The organism is uncultured Sphingomonas sp. (assembly GCF_913777625.1).
Classification (GTDB): domain Bacteria; phylum Pseudomonadota; class Alphaproteobacteria; order Sphingomonadales; family Sphingomonadaceae; genus Sphingomonas.
The window spans coordinates 23,529-44,882 of record NZ_CAJYTI010000015.1 but is presented as its reverse complement, the minus strand read 5'-3'; the positions used below and the strand labels follow the sequence as shown (position 1 = coordinate 44,882).

The following is a 21,354-nucleotide window of genomic DNA, read 5'->3' as shown; positions in this document are numbered from 1 at the left end:
CGAACAGTCCGTCCCGGATCCCATGCCGCTGCCCGATCGCGGGCTGGCGGTGGTCTCGATCGCCAAGTCCTACGACAAGCGCACGGTGCTGACCGACGTCTCGGTGTCGGTCGGGCGTGGCGAGGTGATCGGCCTGCTCGGGCCGAACGGCGCCGGCAAGACGACCTGCTTCTATTCGGTGATGGGCCTGGTGAAGCCGGACAGCGGCCGCATCATGCTCGATGGCGAGGACATCACCCGCCTGCCGATGTATCGCCGCGCGATCCTGGGGCTTGGCTATCTGCCGCAGGAAACCTCGATCTTCCGCGGCCTCAGCGTCGAGAAGAACATCTCCGCCGTGCTCGAACTCGCCGAGCCGGATCGCGATGCGCGCGAGGCGCGGCTGGAGGAACTGCTCGACGAGTTCGGCCTTACCCGGCTGCGTACCTCGCCGGCGATGGCATTGTCGGGCGGCGAACGTCGGCGCGCCGAAATCGCGCGTGCGCTGGCCGCGAACCCGACGATCATCCTGCTCGACGAGCCGTTCGCCGGCATCGATCCGATTTCGATCAGCGACATTCGCGATCTGGTGAAGCAGCTCAAGCAGCGCGGCATCGGCGTGCTGATCACCGACCATAATGTGCGCGAGACGCTGGAAATCGTCGACCGCGGCTACATCATCTATGACGGCCGCGTGCTGTTCGCCGGCTCGCCGGACGATCTGGTGCGCGACGAGAATGTCCGCCGGCTCTATCTCGGCGAAAGCTTCTCGCTCTAAGCGCCATGAGTCTCGCGCCACGCCTCGATCTGCGGCAATCGCAATCGCTGGTGATGACGCCGCAGCTCCAGCAGGCGATCAAGCTGCTGGCGCTGTCCAACCTCGAGATCGAGACCTTCATCGCCGAGGAGGTTGAGCGCAACCCGTTGCTCGACGCCGGGGGTGGGGACGATGGGCCGTCCGAGCCGATCGGTGATGCCGAGGACTTCGAGCCGCGTGACGGCCCAGCCGATGCCAGCGAACTGATTCTCGGCGGCGGCGAGGCGAGCGGCGAGGCGGCGCTCGATGTCGATCTCGCGACCGAGGCCTTCCACCATGATTCGGCCAGCGACATGATCGGTGGCTTGGATGGCAGCCTGGGGCTGAACGGCGCGAGCGGCGGTGCGTCGGAGGACGGGCCCGACCTCGACAGCCTGGGTAGCGGCGAGCTGAGCCTTGCCGATCACCTGCTCGCCCAGGCGGGATCGACCGTCGCCGGGCCGGACCTGTTCATCGCCCAGCATCTGATCGACCAGATCGACGAGTGCGGCTACCTCACCGTTGCCTTGCGCGAGATCGCCGATCGGCTGGGCGTGCCGCTCGCCCGCGTCGAGTCGGTGCTCGCCATCATCCAGACCTTCGATCCGACCGGCGTCGGCGCGCGGGATCTGGCCGAATGCCTGGCGCTCCAGGCCAAGGAGGCGGATCGCTACGATCCCTGCATGGCGCGGCTGATCGACAATCTCGAGCTGGTGGCGCGGGGCGATCTCGGCCGGCTGCGGCGGATCTGCAATGTCGACGACGAGGACCTCGCCGACATGATCCGCGAGCTGCGCAGCTATGATCCCAAGCCCGGCTGCCGCTATGGCGGCGATCCGGTGCCGGCGGTGACGCCCGACCTGTTCGTCGCGCGGCGCGGGCAGGGCTGGGCGGTGGAGATCAACGCAGCGACCTTGCCCCGCCTGCTGGTCAACCGCGCTTATTATGCCGAGGTTTCGGGGGGCAAGCAGGACAAGGCGAGCAAGGCCTGGCTTACCGACATGCTCGCCAGCGCCAACTGGCTGGTCAAGGCGCTCGACCAGCGCCAGCGCACGATCATCAAGGTGGCGAGCGAGATCGTGAAGCAGCAGGAAGGCTTCTTCCTGAAGGGCGTGGCGCATCTCCGCCCGCTGACGCTGCGCCAGGTGGCTGACGCGATCGAGATGCACGAATCGACCGTCAGCCGCGTCACCAGCAACAAATATCTCAGCTGCGCGCGCGGCCTCTTCGAACTGAAATATTTCTTCACTAGCGCGATCCAGTCGGCCGATGGCGGCGAGGCGGTTTCGGCCGAGGCGGTGAAGAGCGCGATCAAGGCACTGATCGCGGCGGAGGATCCCAAGAAGATCCTGTCCGACGACACGCTGGTCGAGCTGCTCAACGCCAAGGGCTTCGACATCGCGCGCCGGACGGTGGCCAAATACCGCGAGGCGATGGGGATCGGCAGCTCGGTGCAACGCCGACGGCAAAAGGCACTCGAAGGAGCGGGTTGATGCGGCGGTTCTGGGGTTTTGTGGCGGCGCTGGCTGCGATGCTGGCGTGCGCGCCGGCCTGCGCGCAGGAAGCGCTGACGGTGATGAGCCTCAACATCCGCATGCCGAGTGCCGATGACGGCGTGAATTTGTGGGAAAAGCGCCGTGACCTTACCGTCGCTACGATCCGTGCGGCGGACCCCGACCTGATCGGCACGCAGGAGCTGTTCCAGCGCCAGGGCGACGATGTCGTCAAGGCGCTGCCGCAGTACAGCTGGTTCGGCACCGACCGCTATGGCGGCCATGCCAACGAGCATATGGGCATCTTCTACCGGCGGGATCGGCTGAAGATCGTCGAGCACGGCCAGTTCTGGCTGTCCGAGACCCCAGAGGTGCCCGGCAGCATGAGCTGGGGGATCGACCTGCCGCGGATGGTCAATTGGGCAACCTTCCAGACCAGGGACGGCCGCAAGTTCCGCCTCTATGACACGCATTTCCCGCACCGTGACCAGGATGAAGGCGCCCGAGAGCAGGCGGCGACGATGCTGGCTGCGCGCATTGCCGCGGGGCCGAAGGACCTGCCGGTGATCCTGACCGGCGACTTCAACACGGTCGACAGCTCGGGCGCGCACCGGGTGCTGACCGCTACGCTGGCGGACGCCTGGCTAGCGCGCCCGGACCATCAGGGTCCGGCCTTCACCTTTCACGGCTTCACCGGCAAGGGCGACAGCCGCATCGACTGGATCCTGACGCGCGGTTTCACCGTCGAGCGGATCGCGACGGTGGATAGCCACCAGGGCGCGGTGTATCCCAGCGATCACTATCCCGTGGTGGCGCGGCTGCGATTCGACCGCTAGCCTCTGCAACGTCACGCCGTGTCGCTCGGCATGCGGGAGATGTCGATGCTCTTGGGATGGTTGCTTCTGCTAACGCAGACCGTGCCGGCGGACCCCGCAGGCTATTTTCCCGCCTCTTTCTCCGTGCCCGTTCCGAGATGCCGATGGAACGGCAAGGTAGATAGCGCACCGACGCTGAGCGACATCGAGCGCCGCTGGTATGGCAGCATGTTGCGCGCGGCGAAGGAGCCGTCCCTGTCTGCGGCGGACGTGCGGTCCAAGACCGTTGTTCGGTTCACGTGGCTGCGCAGCTTCCATGCGCCGATCCTCGTGCGGGCGGAGGGGCTCGGCTCTGCAGCGCCGAAGCTTGTCGCAAGCCGCCTGTCGGGGCAGGGCGGCTATGGCCCGGGCGACATTGAGCAGCATATCGATCGCCCGCTCAGCGCGGACGAGGCCGCAACGCTGCAGGCCGCCTTGGCGGAAGCGGCTCTGTTCCCGCCCAGAAAACCGGGAGCGCCGCTGCCCGAATGTGCGCCCTTCGGCATGGACGGGGCCGAATGGTTGATCGAGGTTGCGGATAGCAGCGGCTATCACTTCACGAAGCGCTGGAGCCCGGAGCGCGGTGGGGTGCGTTCGGTCGGGCTCGCCATGCTGAAACTCACCGGCTGGAAGGTGCAGCCAATCTACTGAGCAAGCGTGGCCTCAGCCGCCCGGGCGCAGGCCGCCTTCCATCAGCATCATCGTGATGCTGCCCATGTCGGTATATTGCAGCACGCCGGCGAGCGTGCCGACGACGGCGGGATCCTGCGCCAGGTCCATCAGCGCCGCACGACCGAGCGCGGTGAAGCTGTTCTGGATCGCGCCGGGATCGCGCTTGATGCGGTCCATCGCCTCGACGCGGCAGTCGCGGGTGACGAGGCGGGTGATCAGCTGGCCGGCCTGCTGGCTGGCCTGCACCCGGCGGCCTTCGTCCAGCCGCACCATGTCGCGCACCGCCGCGCTCTGCGAGACCGCGGCATAGACCCAGCGGATCAGCACGTCGCGATCGGCCCGGCTGCTGTGCGCGCGCAGGCACTCGCCGAACGGGTCGCGCACCTGGGCCTGGGCGGCGGGGATGGCGAGGAACGAAGCAAAGGCCGCCGCGGCGGCGAGGAGCGGGCGAATCGTCATGGGGCCTGTCTAGGCGCGGATCGCGGCACTTCTTAGACGAGATTCGGGTGCCGCCGCCAAGCCCGGGCGTTCCCCTCCCGCTTGCGGGAGGGGCTAGGGGAGGGGCTGATGTGGTGGCTCTTGCTGCGGCGGCTCGGCAAGCGAACATCCCCTCCCCCGACCCCTCCCGCAAGCGGGAGGGGAGCGCAAACTTTCAAAGTCAGAGCGTGATCAGCACTTCGTTCCGGCGGAGCGGGCCGGGGATGAACGGCGAGTTGTAAAAGGCATATTCCACCGCGCCGCTGCTCAACCCCTTCGCCGCCAGCCAGCTGCGCAGCTCGGCCTCGCGCTCGGCGAGCGCCGCGTCGTCGGGTGTGCCCGCGAAGCGCAGCACCGCCACGCGGCGGGCCGGGCGGGTCGCGAGGTCGACATTGTCCGACGGCTTGGGCAGCGTCGCCAGGGTGAACTTGGACGGCATGACGAACTGCGTCCGCCAGCTGGCATCCTGCCTGGCGCTGAGCACCGGGGCAGTCATCGCGATCTTCTCGCCGCCGCTACCGCCATTATCGCCGCGCCGCTTGGCGAAGATATAGTCGGCGAGGCGCGAGAAGCCGGCGTTGAGGGCCGCGTCACGCGCGCCGATCGCGCGGGTTTCCGCCACCACCAGCTCGGGATAGTCGCGGATCTCGAACTTGCCGTCCTTTTCCACCAGCGTGAAGGGCGGCTGCTCGCTCGCTTTCTCGAAGGCGTAATAGGCCGCGGCGCCTGCCACGACCGCACCGCCCAGCAGGCCGCCTACCCAGGCCCAGGTCTTGCCCTTTGCCATCACCATGTCTCCCTCAATCGTCTTCGTCCTCGAACCCGGCGAGATCGAGCGCACGGGCGCGTATCTGCCGGAGCCGGCACCAATGTACCAGCGCATCCTCACGGCCATGTGTCACCCACACTTCGCGGGGGGCCAGTTCCTCGATGGTGCGGGTCAGTTCGTCCCAATCGGCATGGTCGGACAGGATCAGCGGCAGCTCGACATTGCGCTGGCGGGCGCGCTGGCGGACCCGCATCCAGCCGCTCGCCATTGCGGTGATCGGATCGGGCAGCCGCCGCGACCAGCGATCGTTGAGCGCGCCGGGCGGGCAGAGGATGATCCGCCCCTCCAGTTCCTTCTTCGCGACGCCGGTGGCCGGGCGCAGCTCGCCCAGCGCCACGCCGTGCTCGACATAGAGGTCGCACAGCGCCTGCAAGGCGCCGTGAATATAGATCGGATCGTCGAAGCCCATGCCGCGCAGCTCGGCGATCACCCGCTGCGCCTTGCCCAGCGCATAGGCGCCGACCAGCACGCAGCGCTCGGGCTCGGTGCGCAGCGCGGACAGCAGCTTGTCGATCTCGTCGGTGGTCTCGGGGTGGCGGAACACCGGCAGGCCGAAGGTCGCCTCGGTGATGAACACGTCGCACTTCACCGGCTGGAACGGCGTGCAGGTCGGGTCCGGGCGGCGCTTGTAGTCGCCCGAGACGACGATCCGCTCGCCGGCATGATCCAGCACCACCTGCGCCGAGCCCAGCACATGCCCGGCGGGGACGAAGCCGACTTCGATCGGGCCGAGCGTGACGCTTTCGCCATAGTCGACCGGCCGCCCGTTTTGCGGCCCGTAGCGCGCCGCCATGATCGCCAGCGTGCCCGGCGTCGCCCACACCTCGCCGTGCCCGCCGCGCGCGTGATCGGCATGGCCATGGGTGACGATCGCGCGGGCGACCGGCCTGGACGGGTCGATCCACGCATCCGCTTCCGGAAGGTAGATCCCGCAAGGATCGGGGGTGAGCCAGCTGCCGAGCGCCATGCCCGCCGATATGGGAGCGCTGCCCCCGATTGCGAGGCGTGCAACTGCCCATTTTGCTTTCGTTCCGGCGTCTGAATCCCTATATCCTCGGCATGGCAGACACTCCGAAGACGAACGATCCCAACGCGAACGAGTACGGCGCAGATTCCATCAAGGTTCTCAAGGGCCTCGACGCGGTCCGCAAGCGCCCCGGCATGTATATCGGCGACACCGACGACGGCTCGGGCCTCCACCACATGGTGTTCGAGGTTTCCGACAACGCGATCGACGAGGCGCTGGCCGGGCATTGCGACCTGATCCTGATCACGCTCAATCCGGACGGATCGGTTTCGGTCGAGGATAACGGCCGCGGCATCCCGACCGGCATCCACTCCGAAGAGGGCGTGTCCGCTGCCGAAGTGATCATGACCCAGCTCCATGCGGGCGGCAAGTTCGAGAACACCTCGGACAGCAACGCCTACAAGGTTTCGGGCGGTCTGCACGGCGTAGGCGTGTCGGTGGTCAACGCGCTCAGCGAGTGGCTGGACCTCAACATCTGGCGCGACGGCGAGGAGCATTACATGCGCTTCCGCCACGGCGACGCCGAGGCGCCGCTCAAGGTGATCGGCCCGGCGAACGGCAAGAAGGGCACGCGCGTGACCTTCCTCGCCAGCCCCGACACGTTCAAGATCACCGAATACGACTTCGAGAAGCTCGAGCACCGCTACCGCGAGCTCGCCTTCCTCAATTCGGGCGTGCGCCTGATCCTCCGCGACGCGCGGCACGAGGAAGTGAAGGAAATCGAGCTGTTCTACGAGGGCGGCATCGCCGCGTTCGTGAAGTATCTCGATCGCAACAAGGTCGCGCTGATGCCCGATCCGGTGGCGATCAGCGGCACCCGCGACGACGTGACGATCGACGTCGCGCTGGAGTGGAACGACAGCTATTACGAAAACGTCCTCTGCTTCACCAACAACATCCCGCAGCGCGACGGCGGCACCCACCTCGCGGCGTTCCGCGCGGCGCTGACCCGCACGCTCAACAACTATGCCGACAAGTCAGGCATGCTGAAGAAGGAGAAGGTCTCCCTCACCGGCGACGACATGCGCGAGGGGTTGACCGCGATCGTCTCGGTCAAGCTGCCGGATCCCAAGTTCAGCAGCCAGACCAAGGACAAGCTGGTCTCCTCCGAAGTCCGCCAGCCGCTCGAAAGCCTGATGGCCGACAAGCTGGCCGAGTGGCTGGAAGAGAACCCCGCCGTCGCCAAGCAGATCATCCAGAAGGTGATCGACGCCGCCGCCGCGCGCGAGGCCGCCAAGCGCGCCCGCGAGCTCACCCGCCGCAAGGGCGTGATGGACATCGCCAGCCTGCCCGGCAAGCTCGCCGACTGCCAGGAACGCGATCCCGCCAAGTCCGAACTCTTCTTCGTCGAGGGTGACTCGGCCGGCGGCTCGGCCAAGCAGGGCCGCGATCGCCACTTCCAGGCGATCCTGCCGCTGCGCGGCAAGATCCTCAACGTCGAGCGCGCGCGCTTCGACCGGATGCTCGCCAGCCGCGAAATCGGCACGATCATCACCGCGCTCGGCACCGGCATCCGCGACGATTTCAACATCGAGAAGCTGCGCTACCACAAGATCGTCATCATGACCGACGCCGACGTCGACGGCGCGCACATCCGCACGCTGCTGCTGACCTTCTTCTACCGGCAGATGCCCGAGATCATCACCAACGGGCACCTCTATATCGCCCAGCCGCCGCTCTATAAGGCGACCAAGGGCCGGTCCGAGGTGTATCTGAAGGACGATGCCGCGCTCGACCAGTATCTGGTCGATGCCGGCGTCGGCGGCACCGTGCTCGACACCAATGGCAGCCAGCGCTCCGGCGAGGACCTGCGCACGCTGGTCGAGCATGCCCGCCGCATGCGCACGCTGATGCGCTACGTGCCGCGCCGCTACGATCCGATGATCATCGAATCGCTCGCGCTCGGCGGCGCGCTCGATCCGTCGGTGAGCCGCGAGCGCCACGCCGAGGAGCTGAAGACGGTCGTCCACCGCCTCGACGCCGCCGACACCGAAGCACGGTGGAGCGCGCGCATCACCGAGGACGGCGGCTATCATTTCGAGCGGCTGTGGCGCGGGGTGACCGATCACCACATCGTCGAGGCGAACTTCCTCGTCTCGGCCGAGGCACGCAAGCTGCACACGCTGGCGAGCGAGCAGGCGGCGGCCTATCTCACGCCGTCGAAGCTCGTCTCGAACAAGGGCCTTGCGACCGAGGTGGATGCGCCGGTGCCCGAGGACGAGGCGCCCGTCGCGGTGGGCAAGGGCGAGAGCCTGGTGTCGCGCCCGTCGCAGCTGCTCGACGCGATCCTCGCCTTCGGGCGCAAGGGGCTGGCGATCCAGCGCTACAAGGGTCTGGGCGAGATGAACGCGGAGCAGCTGTGGGAGACCACGCTCGATCCGCAGAACCGCTCGATGCTGCAGGTGGCGATCGACCAGGCCGACGTGGCCGACGCGATCTTCACCCAGCTGATGGGCGACGTGGTCGAACCGCGCCGCGACTTCATCCAGGAGAATGCGCTCAGCGTGGCGAATCTCGACGTTTGATTCCTGCGGCTGGCCGCTGACACGAGGTTTTTACGGGCGAGGGGGCAAGTGAAGTCGGTTTCGGCTTTTACGCGTCCCCTCGCAGTATTCACGGAGGCACCTTGAACCCGTCCGTTGTTGCGACCTGGCCTTAGAATCGCAAAGCGGGATAGCTGCTGACGACCCAATAGCGGACGATAGTTGGAGGCACTAATCTGCGCTCATGGCGGTCGAATTTCACGAGTCGCAAGGGGGCTGGGTCGCCGAAGGCGGCAAGTATCAGATGCGCCATGAAGGTCAGCGAGTTGGTCAGCGCTTCGCCCTTTTCGTTAGCGGGAGACGAGAAGCGTCCTTTTACGCTTCAAGTTCTAAGCACTCTGATGAACATGGGCCGGTATATATCTGGACACTTGGTGTTTCAGCCAAAACTGCGGAAGTCGTCATCGGCGTCGAAAGCTATGCGACGTTATATCGAGCATTTTTCGAAGCATATCAACGGTCGTTCAAATCACTGCCGCACGGTCGAGTTATGCTCGCCTTCGACCGCGACATCGAAGCCAAAGAGTGGGAACGGTGGGGTCCCTGAGGAATGGCGGCTTCCCACCGAATTTGGACATCCATCGCCGCCCGGCTTTGAGCGCAGTAGCCGCCCTCTTGCGCGCCCCTTTTCGGCCTCCATATGTTCCGATGTCCGGTCTACAGGCCGCCGCTCTTTGATCCGTTCGACACTGTTGCTCCCGCGCGGGAAGCGGCGCGGATCGCGGCGTCGTGCTTTGCCCCCGCAGTCGACGCGCGCCTAAACTTCCTAAACTTCGCCTCCGCTGCCGGCCGGTTGCGATACCGGCGCAAACGCGGCCACGCCTAAACTTCCTAAACTTTGACAGGTGGACGCACCCCCGGCGCGACCGTTCGCCACCGCTTCCGGTTCCTAAGCAGGCCTGCAGCAAAACGAACGCGAAGCGTCGCGCTATCTAGTCGGCGAGGCGCTCCGCGAGCGCCGCGATCCCTTCGCCTTCGAAGCGATTGGCCGCTGCGCCGTCGATGTGCACCGGGTGGTCGAGGAGCAGGACGGCATCCGCACGATGCTCGGGATCCAGGTCGCGCCATGCGCGCACTGCTTCGCCCAGATTGGTGACCTCGGCAATGTCGCTGCCGCCGCGCACGACATTCTCCAGCGCCGCGCTCATCGTCCAGTCGATCGGCGGGTTCTTGGCGTCCTCGCCCCAGCGTGCCTCGGTCATGCCTGGTCCTCGCGGTCGAGGTCGTTCTCGCTGATCACGATGATCGGCCGGTCCGGGCCCTTGGCAAGCGCGGCGAGGGCGGCGTACTCGATCGCAGCGCGATAGCGGCGGAAGCGGTCCTCGGCATCGCCGTCGGGCTGGCTGCCGCTCAGCGCCTCGAGGACGCTGTACTGCACGGCGAACTGATACGCCTCGCCGTCGACATGGCCGCCGAACTCGACCTGACGATCGTCGAGATTGTCGAACGGGGTGGTGTCGTCGATCTCCAGCTGCTGTGCGGCCATTCCCAATACTCCATCGCTAGGGGATCGAAACCGCACGAGCTTGGGCGGAGTTCCGAGCGGCGGACCGTTCCCCGTCGGCTACGGCGTGCTTGCGGTGCCCCTCGCAAAAAGCTGATCCAAACCGCCTGCGTGCGCGTATAGACGGACGAAACGTCATTCAGGAGTTGCCATGCCTACCGTACTCATCACCGGCGCCACCGCCGGGATCGGCGAAGCTTCGGTCCGCGCCTTCGCGGACGCCGGCTGGCATGTCGTGGCGACCGGCCGCCGCGCCGATCGGCTTGCGACGCTCGCCGGCGAGCGCGTCCACACCCTCGCCTTCGACATCCGCGACGAAGCCGCCCGCGACGCCGCGCTGGACGGCCTGCCGGCGCCCTTTTCGGAGATCGACCTGCTGATCAACAATGCCGGTCTCGCCCTCGGCCTGGAGCCCGCGCAGAAGGCGTCGCTCGACAATTGGCGGACGATGATCGACACCAACGTCACCGCGCTGGTTTCGATCACCCACAAGCTGCTGCCGGGGCTCGTTGGGCGCAAGGGCGGGATCATCAACCTGTCGTCGGTCGCCGCCACCTATCCCTATCCGGGCGGCAATGTGTACGGCGCAACCAAGGCGTTCGTCCGCCAGTTCACGCTCAACCTGCGTGCCGATCTGATCGGCACCGGGGTGCGCGTCACCTCGATCGAGCCGGGCATGGTCGAGACCGAGTTCACCCTGGTCCGCACCGGCAGCCAGGAGGCGTCGGACAAGGTCTATGCAGGCGTGAACCCGATGACGGCCGAGGACATCGCCGAGACGATGCTGTGGGTGGCGACGCTGCCGCCGCACTTCGCGGTCAACACGCTGGAGCTGATGCCGGTGAACCAGGCCAACGGCCCGTTCGCGGTCCAGCGCGAAGGCTGAGCGGAGCGCGCGCGGCCTTCCCGGCGTTGCATCGGTCATGAGCCTTACCCCTCGCCTTCGCCAAGACCCTCCGCCCGCCGGTTTGCGCCGGATGCGGATGGTCGCGACCGGCCTGTTGCTGGCGATGGCGGCGCTGTTCCTCGTCGCCCGTCATTTCCAGGGCCTGCACCCGGCGCTGCCCTTCGTCCGCGCCTTTGCCGAGGCGGCGATGGTCGGCGGTCTCGCCGACTGGTTCGCGGTGACGGCCTTGTTCCGCCACCCGCTCCACCTGCCGATCCCCCACACCGCGATCATCCCGCGCAACAAGGATCGCATCGCCGAGACGCTCGGCCAGTTCCTTCGCGCCAACTTCCTGATCCCGCGCGTGGTGGCGCGGCGGATGCAGCGGCTCGACGTGGCAGGCGCGGCGGGGCGCTGGCTGGCGGCCCCCTCGCACGGCACCGGGCGGATCGGCGCGGGCGCCTCGCGGCTGGCGGCGAACATCCTCGAATCGCTCGATCAGGAGCGGCTGGGCGGTATGGCCAAGGGCGCGATCGCGAGCCGGTTGCGCGCGATCGAAGTCGCGCCGCTGTTCGGCCAGGCGCTGGCAGCGGCGATCGCCAATGGCCGGCACTTGCCATTGCTCGATTCGATGATCCGGGGTGCGGCGCGGATCCTGGAGGCGAACGAGCATCTGATCCGCGAGATGGTCCATGCCCGCGCAGGGTCGGTCATGCGCTGGACCGGGCTGGACGAGACGCTGGCGACCAAGATCATCGAGGGGCTGAAGAAGCTGATCGACGAGATGGCGGAAAATCCCGACCATGCCGTCCGCGCCAAGATCGAGGAAGGGCTGGAGAGCCTCGCCGATCGCCTGCAGCACGATCCCGAACTCCAGGCGCGGGTCGAGAGCTTCAAGCTGGAGATGCTGGAGAACCAGGGCTTCCAGCGCTGGATCGACGGGCTATGGGAGCAGAGCCGCGCCGCGATGCTGCGGCTGGCGCGCGATCCCGAGCGGGCGCTGGGCGGCCGGATGGGCGAGGCGCTGCGCCAGTTCGGCGGGACGCTGCAGACGGACGCAAGGCTCTCGCGGACGATCAACCGCTTCGTGCGCCGCTCGGCGGTGGGGGCGGCGTCGGATTATGGCGACGGCATCGTCCGGCTGGTCTCCGACACGATCCGCGGCTGGGATGCGCAGACGGTCACCTCGCGGCTGGAGAATGCCGTGGGACGCGACCTGCAATATATCCGGATCAACGGCACGGTGGTCGGTGGCCTGGTCGGTGTCGCGATCCACGCGGTGGATGTGCTGCTCTGACGCTGCTTGCCCTCCTCCTTGGAGGAGGGGAAGGACTCGATGGTCTCGTTACGACGGATGCGCCTCGGCGTCCCCCTCCGGGTCCGGCACGGGGCAGGCGTCGCGAAAGCCTTCGACTTCCACGAACGGGTCCTCTTCCCCGGTCAACGGAATGCCCTCTGCATCGGTGCCGGCAAGCGCATCGACGCGTCCCTCGCGGGGCAGTCGGTGCTGGGCGTCGACCGCATGGGCATGGCGTTCGGTCTCGGAGCGGTCGCGCGGGGGATTGGTCGTCATCGGCGTTCCTTTCGGTCTAGCCTCGCTGCAACGCCTATCATGCCCGTTTGGCGCTCGCCACGTCCCGAACGTGCAGCAGTGCCGCGCCGCCGACGATCGCCAGTGTTCCAGCGGCACGCGCCTCGTGGAGATGGCCAATCAGGTTGGTGTGCAGCACCTGCGCGTGCGCTTCGACCGGCACCAAGTCGTTCAGAACAAAGGGACGGGGCTGGTCAGGGTTGGTCGGCGAGCGCGAAGATCTGTTCGGTCGGCACCCATTTCACGCCCGGCTCGGCAAAGGCCAGCCGGCGCTGAAAGCCGTCCATCAGCGTTTCCCATGCCTGTACGTCGGGATCGGCGGCGTCGCGGGCGCGCTTGGCGTCGGGATCGAAGCCGGGGCCGGTTTCCATCACCATCACCAGCCGGTCGCCGGCGTGCCAGATCTCCATCGAATCGATGCCGGCCGCGCGGATCGACTGCGTGACGGCAGCGGGCGGGCCGCCGGGGCGGTGCCAGTGGCGATAGGCGGCGATGGCCGCCGGATCGTCGTTCAGGTCGAGCAGCAGGACATGGCGCATGGCAAAGGCTCCGGCGTGGGGAGCGCCTGCATACCGGGTGCCGCCCCAGGGGCAAGCCGCGCATCGCCGCTTTTCCGATCGGTTTCCATCGCGTACCCCGGGGGGACAGGGGCATAGGGAGTGCGGCGTGGCGAAGGCGGGAAGGCCGGTGCAAGGAGCGACGGTGATCGACGTGGCGGCCAAGGCCGGCGTCTCTGCCATGACCGTGTCGCGCGTGATCAATGGCCGCAGCGGGGTGAGCGCCGCGACCCGCGAAATCGTCGAGCGCGCCATCGCCGAGCTGAGCTACGTCCCCAATGTGGCTGCGCGCAGCCTGGTTACCTCGGCCGAGTTGCGGATCGGCGTCGTCTATTCGAACCCCAGCGCCGCCTTCATGAGCGAATTGCTGACCGGCGTGTTCGAGGAAGCCTCCACGCGCGGCGCCCGGTTGATCCTGCTGAAGGGCGAGGGGGCGCGGGCGCCGTCGGAGGAAGCCCTGGCCCGGTTCGCCGCTTCCGGCCTTTCCGGCGTGCTGCTGGCACCGCCGCTCGGCGAGGCACCGGCGGTACTGAAAGCGCTGCGCGGGCTGGAGGTGCCGATCGCGGCGATCGGCGCCTATCACACACCCGGTGCCACCTGCGTGCGGATCGACGATCGCCGTGCCGCCTATGAGATGACGCGGCATCTGCTCGACCAGGGCCATCGCCGGCTCGGCTTCGTTGCCGGCAATCCCAACCAGGCGGCCAGCGCCGAGCGGCGGGCAGGGCTGGAGGATGCCCTGCGCGAGCAGCCCGATGCCAGCGTGCAGGTGGCACAAGGCGATTTCAGCTATGCCTCGGGCCTGGCCGCCGGCGAGGCACTGCTCGACGGTCCCGCGCCGCCGACCGCGATCTTCGCCAGCAACGACGATATGGCCGCCGCCATCGTCTCGGTCGCGCATCGCCGCCAGCTCGACGTGCCGCGCCAGCTCACCGTCGTCGGCTTCGACGACACGACGGCAGCGGTGACGCTGTGGCCGCCGCTAACCACCGTCCACCAGCCGGTCCGCCGCCTTGCCGCAGAGGCGCTGGCGCTGGTGGCGGATGCGGCGCGCAGCAACGTACCCGGCCATCGCGTGCGGCGCGACCGCGTGCTCGATCATGCGATGGTCGCGCGCAGCTCGACGGCGGCCCCGCCGGCCTAGCCCCGCCCGTCCGGGCAGTGCAGCACGACGCGCAGGCCGCCCAAGCTGCTGTCTTCCAGCGCCAGACTGCCGCCATACAGCGCCAGCAGATCCCGTACGATGGCGAGCCCGAATCCGTCGCCTGCCGGCCCTTCGTCGAGCCGCACCCCCGGCTGCAGCACCTGGTCGCGGCGGTCCGCCGGGACGCCGGGGCCGTCGTCCTCGATCGTCACCCGCACGGCCCCGGGCGGAGACGGCGCCGCCGTGACGGTGACGATGCTGCGGGCATGGCGGGCGGCGTTGTCGAGCAGATTGCCCAGGATGTCCGCCAGGTCATGGGCATCGATCGCCACCTGCAGGCCTTCCGGAACCTCCAGACGGGTGGCGATCGCGGGACGCAGCGTGGTGATCACTCCCGCCACGTCGGCCGCAACGGGGGCAATCTTGGTGCGGGCGCGCTGGTTGATGGCGACGGCGCGCGCACGCGCCAACGCATGTCGGATCACCCCTTCTATCCGCCGGACCTGCGCGGCCTCGGCACTGTCCGGCTCCAGGGTCAGGGCAAGCGTTGCGACCGGCGTCTTCAGCGCATGGGCCAGGTTGGCCGACGATTGCCGCGCTGCCGCCAGCGTCGCGGCGTTGGCGGCGGCGAGCGCGTTGAGCTCGGTCGCCAGCGGCTGGAGTTCCTGCGGCTGCGCCTCGTCGACAGCGTCGCGCTCGCCGCGCCGGATGGCAGCGATCTGCCCGACCAGCGTCGCCAGCGGCCGCAGCGCGAAGCGCAGTTGCAGCCAGGCGGCAAGCGCGAAGATCACCGCGAGCGCGACGATCACCGTGGCGAGCGGCAGCAACGCGTCGCGGATCGGGCGTCCGATCACGCGGCCGGGGGCAGCGGCAGTCAGCGTCACCGCCCCGCGGTCGCTGGTCAGCACCAGCCGGCGGGCATGGACGCGGCCGTGATCGTCCTCGCCGTCGAGCGGCGTCGGCGGCAGCGGGGGCAGGCGTGGATCGGCCACGCCCGGCAGCGGCGTGTGCAGCACGGGAACGTCGCCCGAACCGATCGTGCCGTCAGGGGTCTCGATCCGCCAGCGCCATCCCGGCCCGGCGGCGAGGCTGCCCTGTCGCGCTGCAAGCCGCGCCCGATCGACGCTGCCGTCGTCGCGCACGGCGCTCGCCAGCACCGCCAGCTGCGCATCGAGCCGCTGGTCGATCCCACCGACGACGACCCGCCCGAGTACGCCGGCCATCGTCCAGCCGGCCAGTGCCAGCGCGGCCAGCGTCGCCAGCGCCGACAGCAGGATCATCCGGGTGCGGAGCGAGCGGCGGCTCATGCCGGGCAGGTCAGGCGGTAGCCGCGGCCGCGCACCGTCTCGATCCGCTCTGCGCCGATCTTGCGCCGCAGGCGGCCGATGATGACTTCCAGGCTGTTCGAATCGACATCGGCGTCGCCCTCGTAGACGCGCTCGAGCAATTCCAGCCGCTCGATCACCACGTCGCGCCGCAGAATCAGCTGGGAAAGCACACGCCATTCGAAGGCGGTGAGCTTCAAGGGCAGGCCGTCCAGCTCGAACTGGCCGGTCTGGCTCTCGAAGGCGAGCGGGCCGCACGCGATCCGCGTCTGGGCATGGCCGGCGGCCCGGCGGACCAGCGCGCGCAGGCGCATCATCAGTTCCTCGACGCGGAACGGCTTGGTCAGATAATCGTCGGCACCGGCCTTGAACGCGGTGACCTTGTCGGCCCAGGCCTCGCGGGCGGTGAGGACGAGCACCGGCAGGGTACGGCCGCCCGCGCGCCAGGCAGCAAGGATCTCCGCACCCGTTCGACCGGGCAGGCCCAGGTCGAGCACCGCCGCGTCATAGGCTTCGGTCTCGCCGAGATGCTGCGCATCCACGCCGTCCGCCGCCAGATCGACCGCGCAATGCTCCGCGCGCAGCGCCCGCGCGATGGCGGGGCCGAGATCGGGGTCGTCTTCTACCAAGAGGATCCGCATGCGTTTCGCCTAGCTCCCCGGCCTAAACCCAATCTGAACCGCGGGGTTCAGCGCGGGTCGGGTGCGACTCGGTAGAACGATGCCATCGAACACCCAAGAGGAGTTGATGGAATGACCGATTGGAAGAACAGAGTCTCGCCGCGTACCCGGCTGACGCTCGCTGCGGCCGCATTGTTTGCAGTGGGCGCCGCGGGCGGCGCCGGTGCGGTCCAGCTTACCCGCCCGTCGGTGGAAATGGCCCCCACCGTGCCGACCGCGACCGCGAAGCTCGCGCAGACCAATGGTATCGTGACGGTGAAGGGCCGGGTCGCCGAGACCTATGGCGATCGCTTTGTGTTGCAGGACGGATCGGGCCGCGCGCTGATCGATGTCGGTCCGGCGGGGAACGGGGTCGCCAGCGGCAGCACGGTGACCGTGCAGGGCCGTTATGTCGAGGGGCAGCTGCACGCCTCGTTCCTGGTCGACGGCCAGGGCAATGTGCAGGCCGTCGGTGCGCCGCCGCATCCGCCGCGCGATCGTCGCGGTCCTCCGCCGCCCCCGCCCGGTGGCCCGGGCGCGCCGCCGCCGCCTCCGGGTGCCGGGGCACCGCCGCCCCCGCCGCCGGGCGCTGTTCCGCCCGCGCCCGGCGCGGTGCCGCCCGCAGCAGGCGCGGTGCCTCCGCCCCCGCCCGAGGCAGGCGTGACACCGCCCCCGGTTGGCGGCACGGTTCCGGTGCCGACACCCAGCGCCACGCCGCGCCGCTGAGCCGCGTATGGCCCTCGCACCCGTTCGGTGCGGGGGCCGTTACACCAGCTGGTCGCCCTCGACGATCAGCGCGACGCCGATCGCGTTGCGTCGCGCCTCGGGCAGCGTCACCTTAAGCCCCTCGGGCCCCGTCCGGAACGCCAGCGGTGCGCTGCTGCCCGGCAGGGTGACGCGCCGCACCGTGCCGCTTTTGGCGAGCGCCGGGAGCGTCGCCACGCCTCCTTCGGGCCAGCCGAGCACCAGCGCATGCACCGCCGCGCCCTTGCGAACATAGCGAATGTCCTGCGCGGTGTAGGGCGACTCCTTCGAGCCCTCGTTGAAATCGCCGCTCTTCGGCCGCGTGGGCCCTTCGCCGAACAGCCGCCACGGGCGCGTGCCGTAGATCGCCGCGCCATATTGCCCCATCCAGGCGGCGATGCCCTCGACGATCGCCTCTTCCTTCTCGTCGATCGTACCGTCGCCGCGGACCGGCACCGACAGCATCAGGTTGCCGTTCTTCGATACCACGTCGCACAGCGTGTGGAGCACCTTGGCCGGCGTCTTGTAGCCGTCGCGCTCGTAGAGCTCGCGGTCATAGTGCCAGTTGCCGATGCAGGTATCGGTCTGGAAGGGATAGGGCTGGATGTCGTCATGGACGCCGCGCTCGACATCGTCGACGATGCCCGCGCGCCGCTCCACGGGCGTGCCCTTGGCAGTCACCACCGCTTCGTTGCGCCCGCCATGCCAGCGCATCGACTGGTTGTAGAAATGCGCGGTGATGTCGAGCCCGGCCTGCCCCAGCGGAAGGGTGAAATTGTCGAAATACACCATGTCCGGCCGGTACTGGTCGATAAGATCCTGGCAGCGCGCATACCAGTTCTTGGTGAACCAGGGATTGGCCGCGGGGGCCGCCTCGTCCCACACCCGGTCGTGCTTCTCGTGCCAGGCGTTGGCGTCCTTGATGGTGGTGAAGCCGTCCGGCATCGGCATCGTCGCGCCGGTGTAGAGTTGCTGCGGATCGAGCCCGTCCCACCATTTGCCGCGGCCGCCTTCCTTGCGCAGCCATGCCGCGTCGTAGCGCTTGCCGGCCATCGGACCCTCGGGATCATAGCCGTACGCGGGCTGGTACCAGTGCCAGCTATGCGCGGAGTGGTTCGATACGCCGAAGCGCATGCCTTTCGCCCGCACCAGCTTCGCCCAGCGGCCGACAATGTCCTGCCGCGGGCCGATCCGGGTGGCATTCCATGCGTGATGGCGCGAGGCGTAGCAGTCGAAATTGTCGTGATGGTTGGCCAGCGCCATGAAATATCTGGCGCCTGCGCGGTGATAGAGATCGATCAGCCGTTCGGGATCCCAGTGCGCCGCGGTCCAGCGCGGGTACATCTCCATGAAGCCGGTCTGCGAAGGATGGCCGTAGGTGGCAAGGTGGTGCTTGTAGGCGCGCGAGCCTTGCAGATACATTTCGCGCGCATACCAGTCGCCCGCCTCTGGCACGCACTGCGCCGACCAATGCGCCCAGATGCCGAACTTGGCGTCGCGGAACCAGTCCGGCGCGCGATAGCCCCGCACCAGCGACTGCCAGTCGCCCCTGAACGGACCTTCCCCCGCCGCGGCGCGGACGCTGCCGGCAAGCGATACGGCGCCGAGGCCGGTGGCGGACAACAGTGATCGACGGTCCAGGCGCATGGAATCCTCCTCCTCATGGCCGTTCTCGTCGGCCCTCGGTCGAGGCTAGATCAGTAGATCGATTTCGCAAGTGATTACCGGTTTTCACCGGCGATATCTTCTGTCGCCGCGATGCCCAAGCAGTCGCGCGCGCCCAACGCAACGCGACGCCGCTAGTCCTGAGACCGGAGCGCCAAAGCGTTGGTAGATGTGGATTTTTGCTTTCCTCCGTCAACGGAGGGAAGTGGTGCCCAGAAGAGGACAGGCAAAACCTGCCATTAAGGTAACCAAATTCAATGACTTAAGGCTTTCCGTGCGGGCAGTTGTGTAGCAGCGGTGGGGTGCCGGAGCAAGGCCGAGTTCTGTTGAGTCGATCTCGGTCGTTCCGCCTCCTTTCGCTGCCCACATTCTTCTCGTAGTTAATCGCTATGTCACAGCCATGTCCTATCTGCCGCGAGCCTTCCGAACAGGGCGGGAGCGGTGACTATCGCCAAGTACGATGCCCTCGATGTGGACCATACGAGATAACCCGCACTGCACGCGCCATGCTTAGCTCTAGGGTCGGGGAGAATCCCATCTCGGCTTCTCGACTGAGCTACGCTGTTCGTCACCGGACCTCGGAAGCTCATTGGCTGAACATCAGCAGCGGTAACTTGGACGAATTGATCGCCACGCGGTTGCCGACGCTGGCAATGCAGCGGCACAATCTGCTGCGATGGATGGCCGAAATCTTAGACGATGATCGTCTGGGCTCGGTGCGCGCGCCGGCATACAATACTCTTGCGGCCGTAGTCGGTGCTCGGGACGGCCAGCGAGTGTCAGAACTGTTAGATCAGACGCTCAGCGACGGACATATCAAAATGACTGACGACGGAGGCTGGGGAATCACCGCTAAAGGCTGGGCAGAATTTGAAAAGCTGGAACCTCGCCCTGATGAACCCGTAGAGACTGAAACGCAGCTGAGTACGCGACCGAAGGTGATCGTAGCGCAATGCCCGGTCTGTGGTCCAAATAGACGTGCGGAGGTGGTTGCGAGCTACACTGAGCGCAACCCGCCTGACGGGCTTGTCTTCGAGATTATCCAGTTCAATGTACTCAAATGCGGGGGATGCGGCACGTTGTACGTGCAGCGTGAGGCCGTTTTTTCCGAGGATGAAGAGCACGAACAGAATCCCATTAGTGGGGAGTGGGAGACGACTCTACGCCCTACGGTCAGCTACTGGCCGGAATATGCGCGTAGGTCTCGGCCCGAATGGTTTGCCGCATTGACTGACGAAATCTCTCGGCAGCTTCTCGATGAAACCTATGGGGCAATCAATGCCGGATTGTTGACGCTAGCCGGTATGGGCGTGCGCGCAGTGCTCGACCGAGCATTCGAATTGGCTGGCGCGGATGCGGGGGGGCGGTTCGACCAGAAGCTTAGTTCACTTCGTGACAGGGGGATCATCGGTGACGACGAGCATGCGACATTTGTCGTTCTGACAGATGCGGGCAGCGCCGCAGTCCACAGAGGTTGGAGGCCCGAGCTAGAGCAACTTGAGACAGCTCTGATTGCAGCCGAAGACTTCTTAAACCGCGTGACGATCATGCCCGGCAGGATCGCAACTCTCCAGCAGGCCGTTCCACCCCGGCCGCCTCGTCCGAGGAGAGGCGGTTAAATGGGCACGGGGCATAGGCAGGAAAAAAGCAGGCCCAAGCGGAAGCGCGCCAAGGCCTACGCGGCGCCCGCTAAGGCTCGGTACACGCTTCCTCTGCCAATCTGGAGCCGGCGAGCGATGTCGGCAGGCCGGACACCTTCCGCCTTGAGACGCCGGACCTCATCGACAGGAACAGACGGCTGGCGGCCCTTGTAGACGCCGGCCTCCTTGGCCTTCGCGATTCCCTCCAACTGCCGCTCCCGACGAATGGCCGTTTCGAACTGAGCGAAAACCCCGAGCATCTGGAGGAAGGCGACACCGGCTGGCGTGGAAGTGTCGATGGGTTGTTCAGTGGCCCGCAGGAATGCGCCGCGCTCGTTCAGGATGCTGACGATCTTCTCGAGGTCCGCAACGGAACGGGCAAGGCGGTCGACGCGAGTGACCATGAGAGTATCGCCAGGGCGAAGGAAGTCGAGCAGGATTTCCAGCTCCCGACGCCCCTCCGTCGTCGCACCACTCTTCTTTTCGCACCGGACGAGGTCGCAGCCAGCTGCCGAGAGCGCCGATTCCTGGACCGAGCAATCTTGATCGTCCGTACTGACGCGGGCGTAGCCATAGGTCTTTGTGGTCATGAACTGTCCCAATTGGTTCTAGACCTTCTATGGGTATATGTTCGAAAATCGAAATTCAACCCTATTGGGACGCTGTGAGCGTCTCATCACGCTTGTCGTCCAGAGTATACCCGACTGGGACACCACCATCCGAAGGGGCGACCGAGATTGTGGATTTTGGGTGGTGGCGGGTTCGCCTGTCCTTCGACGCTCCTAGGCAAGCTGAGCGCTGGTCCCTCACGCCCCACCGTCCCTGGTTCCAGAACCCAGCAATGGCTGGCGATTGCGGAGGCAGGCAATCGTGGAGGAGGGGGTAAGGGGGGGCGGTGGCGACGGTCCATCCTCGCTATGGCGCTTCGGATTTTTGAGCCAGAACCATTCGACCACGACCCCCGAGCCA

23 protein-coding genes are annotated in these 21,354 nt (G+C 67.2%); 11 read left to right on the top strand and 12 right to left on the bottom strand.

Annotated elements, in window-relative coordinates:
- Positions 1 to 22: 22 nt before the first annotated feature.
- The 4 genes from lptB to QZ814_RS08865 are packed head-to-tail and all read left to right on the top strand — an operon-like array spanning position 23 to position 3,773.
- Positions 23 to 757, top strand: a complete 735-nt coding sequence (gene lptB, locus QZ814_RS08880) for an LPS export ABC transporter ATP-binding protein (protein WP_294331128.1) — start codon at positions 23 to 25, stop codon at positions 755 to 757.
- A gap of 5 nt (positions 758 to 762) precedes the next feature.
- Positions 763 to 2,268 (top strand): RNA polymerase factor sigma-54, encoded by a 1,506-nt coding sequence (rpoN, locus tag QZ814_RS08875; protein WP_294331091.1) that lies wholly within the window; start codon positions 763 to 765, stop codon positions 2,266 to 2,268.
- Positions 2,268 to 3,104, top strand: a complete 837-nt coding sequence (locus QZ814_RS08870) for an endonuclease/exonuclease/phosphatase family protein (protein ID WP_294331088.1) — start codon at positions 2,268 to 2,270, stop codon at positions 3,102 to 3,104. The genes rpoN and QZ814_RS08870 overlap by 1 nt, the downstream gene beginning before the upstream one ends.
- Before the next feature lie 18 nt (positions 3,105 to 3,122).
- A complete protein-coding gene (locus QZ814_RS08865) occupies positions 3,123 to 3,773 on the top strand; it encodes a hypothetical protein (RefSeq protein WP_294331087.1) in 651 nt (216 codons plus the stop codon).
- 12 nt (positions 3,774 to 3,785) lie between these two features.
- Here QZ814_RS08865 and QZ814_RS08860 read toward each other — a convergent pair whose 3' ends face one another.
- The 3 genes from QZ814_RS08860 to QZ814_RS08850 all read right to left on the bottom strand — a co-directional run bounded on the left by QZ814_RS08860 (position 3,786) and on the right by QZ814_RS08850 (position 6,067).
- Positions 3,786 to 4,253 carry a hypothetical protein gene (locus QZ814_RS08860; RefSeq protein WP_294331084.1) on the bottom strand — a complete coding sequence of 156 codons (468 nt, stop codon included), beginning with the start codon at positions 4,251 to 4,253 and terminating at the stop codon, positions 3,786 to 3,788.
- A gap of 199 nt (positions 4,254 to 4,452) precedes the next feature.
- Positions 4,453 to 5,058 (bottom strand): heme-binding protein, encoded by a 606-nt coding sequence (locus QZ814_RS08855; RefSeq protein WP_294331082.1) that lies wholly within the window; start codon positions 5,056 to 5,058, stop codon positions 4,453 to 4,455.
- 13 nt (positions 5,059 to 5,071) lie between these two features.
- Positions 5,072 to 6,067 carry a ligase-associated DNA damage response exonuclease gene (locus QZ814_RS08850; protein ID WP_365898399.1) on the bottom strand — a complete coding sequence of 332 codons (996 nt, stop codon included), beginning with the start codon at positions 6,065 to 6,067 and terminating at the stop codon, positions 5,072 to 5,074.
- A 92-nt stretch (positions 6,068 to 6,159) separates the two neighbouring features.
- On the opposite strand from QZ814_RS08850, the gene gyrB reads away from it, so the two are divergent.
- Positions 6,160 to 8,652, top strand: a complete 2,493-nt coding sequence (gene gyrB / locus QZ814_RS08845; protein WP_294331079.1) for a DNA topoisomerase (ATP-hydrolyzing) subunit B — start codon at positions 6,160 to 6,162, stop codon at positions 8,650 to 8,652.
- Between the two features lie 202 nt (positions 8,653 to 8,854).
- Entirely contained in the window at positions 8,855 to 9,217 is a 363-nt protein-coding gene (locus QZ814_RS08840) for a hypothetical protein (RefSeq protein WP_294331076.1), read from the top strand.
- Between the two features lie 385 nt (positions 9,218 to 9,602).
- Here the strand turns inward: QZ814_RS08840 and QZ814_RS08835 are convergent, their stop codons facing one another.
- Positions 9,603 to 9,872 (bottom strand): hypothetical protein, encoded by a 270-nt coding sequence (locus tag QZ814_RS08835; RefSeq protein ID WP_294331072.1) that lies wholly within the window; start codon positions 9,870 to 9,872, stop codon positions 9,603 to 9,605.
- Positions 9,869 to 10,156 (bottom strand): DUF1488 family protein, encoded by a 288-nt coding sequence (locus QZ814_RS08830; protein ID WP_294331069.1) that lies wholly within the window; start codon positions 10,154 to 10,156, stop codon positions 9,869 to 9,871. Before QZ814_RS08830 ends, QZ814_RS08835 begins: the two co-directional genes overlap by 4 nt.
- A 169-nt stretch (positions 10,157 to 10,325) precedes the next feature.
- Here QZ814_RS08830 and QZ814_RS08825 point away from each other — a divergent pair, with 169 nt between their 5' ends.
- On the top strand, positions 10,326 to 11,060 hold the full coding sequence (locus QZ814_RS08825; protein ID WP_294331066.1) for an SDR family NAD(P)-dependent oxidoreductase: 735 nt from the start codon (positions 10,326 to 10,328) through the stop codon (positions 11,058 to 11,060).
- Between the two features lie 91 nt (positions 11,061 to 11,151).
- Positions 11,152 to 12,357 carry a DUF445 domain-containing protein gene (locus QZ814_RS08820; protein ID WP_294331063.1) on the top strand — a complete coding sequence of 402 codons (1,206 nt, stop codon included), beginning with the start codon at positions 11,152 to 11,154 and terminating at the stop codon, positions 12,355 to 12,357.
- A gap of 48 nt (positions 12,358 to 12,405) precedes the next feature.
- Here QZ814_RS08820 and QZ814_RS08815 read toward each other — a convergent pair whose 3' ends face one another.
- The 3 genes from QZ814_RS08815 to QZ814_RS08805 are packed head-to-tail and all read right to left on the bottom strand — an operon-like array spanning position 12,406 to position 13,190.
- Positions 12,406 to 12,633, bottom strand: coding sequence for a hypothetical protein (locus tag QZ814_RS08815; RefSeq protein ID WP_294331060.1), 228 nt, complete (start codon positions 12,631 to 12,633; stop codon positions 12,406 to 12,408).
- A gap of 37 nt (positions 12,634 to 12,670) precedes the next feature.
- Complete coding sequence (locus tag QZ814_RS08810) at positions 12,671 to 12,817, bottom strand: hypothetical protein (protein WP_294331057.1); 147 nt, start codon at positions 12,815 to 12,817, stop codon at positions 12,671 to 12,673.
- 28 nt (positions 12,818 to 12,845) lie between these two features.
- Positions 12,846 to 13,190: an L-rhamnose mutarotase gene (locus QZ814_RS08805; protein ID WP_294331053.1), complete on the bottom strand. Its 345-nt coding sequence runs from the start codon at positions 13,188 to 13,190 to the stop codon at positions 12,846 to 12,848.
- 127 nt (positions 13,191 to 13,317) lie between these two features.
- Between QZ814_RS08805 and QZ814_RS08800 the strand changes: the two genes are divergently transcribed.
- Positions 13,318 to 14,352: a LacI family DNA-binding transcriptional regulator gene (locus tag QZ814_RS08800; protein ID WP_294331051.1), complete on the top strand. Its 1,035-nt coding sequence runs from the start codon at positions 13,318 to 13,320 to the stop codon at positions 14,350 to 14,352.
- Here QZ814_RS08800 and QZ814_RS08795 read toward each other — a convergent pair.
- Both QZ814_RS08795 and QZ814_RS08790 read right to left on the bottom strand, forming a co-directional pair.
- Positions 14,349 to 15,659, bottom strand: a complete 1,311-nt coding sequence (locus QZ814_RS08795) for an ATP-binding protein (protein ID WP_294331049.1) — start codon at positions 15,657 to 15,659, stop codon at positions 14,349 to 14,351. The two genes, QZ814_RS08800 and QZ814_RS08795, sit on opposite strands and share 4 nt — an antisense overlap.
- Positions 15,656 to 16,318 carry a response regulator transcription factor gene (locus QZ814_RS08790; RefSeq protein ID WP_294331048.1) on the bottom strand — a complete coding sequence of 221 codons (663 nt, stop codon included), beginning with the start codon at positions 16,316 to 16,318 and terminating at the stop codon, positions 15,656 to 15,658. The genes QZ814_RS08795 and QZ814_RS08790 overlap by 4 nt, the downstream gene beginning before the upstream one ends.
- A gap of 111 nt (positions 16,319 to 16,429) precedes the next feature.
- Here QZ814_RS08790 and QZ814_RS08785 point away from each other — a divergent pair, with 111 nt between their 5' ends.
- Positions 16,430 to 17,062: a hypothetical protein gene (locus QZ814_RS08785; protein ID WP_294331046.1), complete on the top strand. Its 633-nt coding sequence runs from the start codon at positions 16,430 to 16,432 to the stop codon at positions 17,060 to 17,062.
- Positions 17,063 to 17,101: 39 nt separating this feature from the next.
- Here QZ814_RS08785 and QZ814_RS08780 read toward each other — a convergent pair whose 3' ends face one another.
- Complete coding sequence (locus tag QZ814_RS08780) at positions 17,102 to 18,727, bottom strand: alpha-L-fucosidase (RefSeq protein WP_294331045.1); 1,626 nt, start codon at positions 18,725 to 18,727, stop codon at positions 17,102 to 17,104.
- A 632-nt stretch (positions 18,728 to 19,359) separates the two neighbouring features.
- Between QZ814_RS08780 and QZ814_RS08775 the strand changes: the two genes are divergently transcribed.
- Positions 19,360 to 20,364: a DUF4145 domain-containing protein gene (locus QZ814_RS08775; protein ID WP_294331043.1), complete on the top strand. Its 1,005-nt coding sequence runs from the start codon at positions 19,360 to 19,362 to the stop codon at positions 20,362 to 20,364.
- Positions 20,365 to 20,420: 56 nt separating this feature from the next.
- Here the strand turns inward: QZ814_RS08775 and QZ814_RS08770 are convergent, their stop codons facing one another.
- Positions 20,421 to 20,975: a recombinase family protein gene (locus tag QZ814_RS08770; protein WP_294331041.1), complete on the bottom strand. Its 555-nt coding sequence runs from the start codon at positions 20,973 to 20,975 to the stop codon at positions 20,421 to 20,423.
- Positions 20,976 to 21,354: the final 379 nt, after the last annotated feature.